Raw genomic sequence first — 4,473 nt, forward strand, 5'->3', positions numbered from 1 at the left:
GTCCAGGCGGGCTTGTGGCGCGGCTTTGCCGTGCGCGACGGCAATCTCGTCACCGGCCAGCAGAATTTCTCCGGCGCGGAAACCGCGCGGGTGGTGTGCGAGGCGCTTGGCGGCTGAAGGTCAACCTGGAACCTAGCCCAGCAATTGCTTGCTCAGCCTTGCGCACTGGACGCGGATGTCGGGAATGGCGTCGATCTCGAAGAAGGTGCCGCGCGTCAGCGGTCCGACGGCCAGCAGCTTCGACGACACCGTGCCGTCGGCCGCGATCAACTCGCATCTGGCGGTGACGTCGAGGCCAAGGCGCAGCGGGTCCGGGCGCGCCAGGCCGCGCTCGACCAGCGAGCGCACGAGGCCGTTCGACGTCGTCGAGATGTCGCGGGCAATGCCCATGCAGTCGTAGATGCGGGCGACGTCGAGCGTTTCCAGCGCCTGCGTGCCGCGCTGCTGGATCGTGACGGTGAAGCCATCGTTCGGCTCGATGTCCACGACCCGGCCAGCGACCAGGCGGATGCGGCCCGAGCCGACCGCTTCGGTGACGCGCTCATAGACCTCCGGCGCCATTCGGTGGCGATGGATGTCCCACCAGGCCTTGGTGTGCTCGACGAAGCGGCGCTTGGCCGAGGACGGCCAGTTCTGCCAGATCGTCTGGTTGAAGGGTCTCAGGCCGTCGACGACGTCGCGCCAGTCGCCGCCGGCCTTCTGGTTGTCGCGGATCAGGTTGCGGAACCAGCCGACGAAATAGGAAAGCTGGGTGCCGAGGGGAATGTCGGCGACATCGAGCTTGATCGGGTTGCCCTTGCGGTGCGGCGAGGGCAGCAGGCCGCGCCGCGACACCGCGATGATCTGGCCGCGATGGCCGCGCTGCTCAAGCGAAAGAAACGCATCGACCATGCTCAAGCCCGTGCCCAGCACCAGGACCGGGGCCTCCGGGTCGAGCGCTGTGTCGCCGTCGGAGCCCATCCGGATGGCGCGGCCCTGGAAGGCGCCCGGCTGCTCGTCATGGCCGGTGGCCAAAACGGCAAGATGGCCGACGACGCTGGTGCCGTTGGCCAGAGCCACCTCGACCCCCGCCGGTGTCGGCGAGATCGACAGGCTCTCCTCGCGGATCAGCCGCAGCCGGCCGTTCTCGCGCTCGCGTTGCTCGATATCGTCGAGCAACTCCTTCAGATAGCGGGCATAGAGGCTGCGCGGCGCATAGAACGGTCCCTGGTCCGGCCTGGCGAGGCCGCGCTCCAGCACCCAGCGCGCGAAATTGTCCGGGTCGTCGGCATAGGCGCTCATGCCGGAAGCCTTGACGTTCAGCACATGGGCGGAGAGCAGCGTCGAATAGGCCATGCCCTGGCCGAAATGCGGCCGCTTCTCGATCAGCGTGACGCGCAGATCGGGGTTCGGCGATTTGAGCAGATGCGCGGCCAGCACGACGCCGCTGGCGCCGCCGCCGACAATGATGATGGAGTTGCCGCGTCCAACCATGGCTGAAATTCAGGAGCTGTCGAGGGCCGCGATCGAGCCTAGGCAGCCCGCGCCGGCCGCCGTGAAGCAGCCGATGCCGCGGCTGTCAGGCTCAGAACGACTGGCGGTATGCGGTTCAGGTGGTCGCGCATCGTTCTCTCTCCCTAATGTTGATAAGATTACTATACTAACCCGCCTGCACACGGAAGCTCGTTTCAATTCTACGGCTATTTGGGGCATGGATTTACCCGGAGAAGGTGACAGAGGGATTTTCGTTCGCTGGGGTTGCCTCAGACGCGGCGCCTGAGATTCAAACGCTGCCGTGCAGAAATCCAAACGCCGGCGGGAAAGCACCCCCCTCTGGCCTGCCGGCCATCTCCCCCGCAAGGGGGGAGATCGGATGTCGCCTTCGCTTTCGCCAATCGCCAACGCTGCAGGAAGAGCGCCGTCGCCGAGGCTGCCAATCTCCCCCCTTGCGGGGGAGATGTCCGGCAGGACAGAGGGGGTGTGAAGGAACGCGGCATGTAAAGAGCCTGGCATAGTCTCCGGCAGAACATCGCGACTGTCCTTTTGCGCCCCCGCCGCCGGTACCCGGCGACACTTTTCCAAGAAAGGCGCCCTGGTTGGAAGGATTTAACTCTACAAACCCGATAGAATTAACCGACGATAGAAAGGCAATCCGATTTTCTCAGGGTTTAGGGAGCCTTTCATGTCAATCATTTCCAGACGCATTCTCCTCCTGTCGTCCGCCGCGCTCGCGGGCGCCGCCTTTCTCGGTCCGGCCATGGCCGAGGATTTGAAGATCACCATCGGCTACCAGACAGTGGTCGAGCCTTCGAAAGTGCCGCAGGCCGACGGCGCCTATGAGAAGGCGACCAAGGCCGCGATCGACTGGCGCAAGTTCGATTCCGGCGCCGACGTGATCGCGGCGGTCGCCTCCGGCTCGGTCGATATCGGCTATGTCGGCTCGAGCCCGCTGGCCGCGGCCGCCAGCCGCGAGCTGCCGATCCAGACCATCTTCGTGGTCGGCCTGATCGGCCCGTCGGAGGCGCTGGTCGCCCGCAACGGCGCCGGCATCGAGAAGGTCGCCGACCTCGCCGGCAAGAAGGTGGCCGTGCCTTTCGTGTCGACCACGCATTACAGCCTGCTTGCGGCGCTGAAGCATGAAGGCGTCGATCCGAAGTCGGTCGAGATCCTCAATCTCCGGCCGCCGGAAATCGCCGCCGCCTTCGCGCGCGGCGACATCGACGCGGCCTATGTCTGGGATCCGGCGCTCGGCCAGATCAAGACCTCCGGCAAGGTGGTATTGGACTCCTCGCAGGTGGCGACCTGGGGCGCACCGACCTTCGACGCCTGGATCGTGCGCACCGATTTCGCCGACAAGCATCCGGAAGCCGTGCGCGATTTCGTCAAGGTGACGGGCGAAGCCTATGCCCGGTTCCTGGCCAAGCCCGAGGCCTGGTCGGTGTCCTCGCCGGAGGCCGGCAAGATCGCCAAGCTGACGGGCGCCAAGCTGGAAGAGGTGCCGGAACTGCTCAAGGGCTATGTCTTCCCGACGCTGGACGAGCAGGCTTCGGACAAGTTCCTCGGCGGCGGCACCGTCAAGGCGATTGCGGCGACCTCCGCCTTCCTCAAGGAGCAGGGCAAGATCGACGCGGTGCTGCCCGACTATTCGAAATACGTCACCCCGAAATACGCCAGCGAGGCGCTCGCCTCGAACTGATTTCGTTCCGCGATTCCGGGCGGGAACGACTTCCCGGAATTGCTGCTACAGCGCGGCCTCTTCTTCCCTGACCGCGCGCTGCCTGTCCCGGAGCCGCCGACGAGGGGCGGTTTCGGGGCAGGCACCCGATCTTTGGTTTGAGCAATTCCGGACGGAAGGCTACGGCCAAGTTGCCGAGCCCAACCGCTTCACACTTTTCCTGGAATTGCTTGGCAGCGGAGGCTTTGAGTCCAAATGCCGCATCTCGTTCTCGACAAGGTCACCGTCCACTATGACGGCCAGGCGGCGCCGGCGGTCGAACGCGTTTCGCTCGATATCGGCAAGGGCGACTTCGTCGTCCTCGTCGGCCGCTCCGGCTGCGGCAAGACCTCGCTGCTCAACGTCGCCGCCGGACTGGTGAAGCCAGCGCGCGGCCAGGCCACGATCGGCGGCCGGCCGATCACCGCGCCCGGACCTGACCGCGCCGTTGTCTTCCAGAACGATGCTCTCTTCCCCTGGCTGACGGCGCGCGAGAACGTCGCCTTCGCGCTTCGGCTGCGCGGCGTGTCTGCCAGCCAGCGGGCGCGGCGCGGCGATGAATTGTTGTCTCTGGTCAAGCTCAACGACGCCGGCGACAAGCGCATCTGGGAGCTCTCCGGCGGCATGCGCCAGCGTGTCGGCCTGGCGCGGGCTTTAGCCGCCGAGCCGGAATTCCTCCTCCTCGACGAGCCGCTCGGCGCGCTCGATGCGCTGACGCGCGAGCGCATGCAGACGACGCTGCTCGACCTCTGGGCGGCTGCCCAAGTCGGCGTGCTGATGGTCACGCATGGCATCGAGGAAGCGCTGGTGCTTGCCACCAAGATCGTCGTGCTGGCGCCGGGGCCCGGCCATGTGGTGCGGACCTTCGAGGCGCATTTCGGCCGGCGCTATGCCGCCGGCGAGCCGATCCGGGCGATCAAGGCGGATCCAGCCTTTGCCGCAGCCCGCGCGGACCTGACCGAGGCGATCTTCGAAGGAGAGGCGGCATGAGCGTCGGCAGCTACAGCGAACGGCCCGGAGCGAAAGCCGGTGAGAACGACGGCTTCTCGGTGCCGTGGTCACGGTCGCAGCCGAAGCGGCCGCGTATCTCGGCGCGGCCGATCAGCGCTATCACCATCCTCTTGCTGTTGGCCGCCTGGACATTGTCGGCCCGGTTACAGCTGGTCTCGCCGGTCTTCCTGCCCTCGCCCGCCGCAGTCTGGGCAAAGTTCGTCGCGGGCAACCACGACGAACTTTGCCCAGACTGCGGCGGGCGAGGGCAGGAAGACCGGCGAGACCAG

General features: G+C 66.2%; 3 protein-coding genes and 1 pseudogene. 3 read left to right on the forward strand and 1 reads right to left on the reverse strand.

Features of this window, described 5'->3' with window-relative positions:
• Nucleotides 1-132: 132 nt before the first annotated feature.
• On the reverse strand, nucleotides 133-1,473 hold the full coding sequence (locus tag EOA29_RS26360) for an FAD/NAD(P)-binding protein (RefSeq protein WP_126091062.1): 1,341 nt from the start codon (nucleotides 1,471-1,473) through the stop codon (nucleotides 133-135).
• Between the two features lie 688 nt (nucleotides 1,474-2,161).
• On the opposite strand from EOA29_RS26360, the gene tauA reads away from it, so the two are divergent.
• From tauA to EOA29_RS26380, 3 genes and pseudogenes are all read left to right on the forward strand, one after another.
• Entirely contained in the window at nucleotides 2,162-3,175 is a 1,014-nt protein-coding gene (gene tauA, locus EOA29_RS26370) for a taurine ABC transporter substrate-binding protein (RefSeq protein WP_126091064.1), read from the forward strand.
• 234 nt (nucleotides 3,176-3,409) lie between these two features.
• Nucleotides 3,410-4,183: a taurine ABC transporter ATP-binding protein gene (locus EOA29_RS26375; RefSeq protein ID WP_126091065.1), complete on the forward strand. Its 774-nt coding sequence runs from the start codon at nucleotides 3,410-3,412 to the stop codon at nucleotides 4,181-4,183.
• Nucleotides 4,180-4,473 (forward strand): annotated as a pseudogene (locus EOA29_RS26380) (hypothetical protein); the annotation flags it as partial. The gene EOA29_RS26375 and the pseudogene EOA29_RS26380, both read left to right, overlap by 4 nt.

The sequence above is a fragment of the Mesorhizobium sp. M1E.F.Ca.ET.063.01.1.1 genome (assembly GCF_003998155.1).
In the GTDB taxonomy this organism is placed as follows: Bacteria; Pseudomonadota; Alphaproteobacteria; order Rhizobiales; family Rhizobiaceae; genus Mesorhizobium.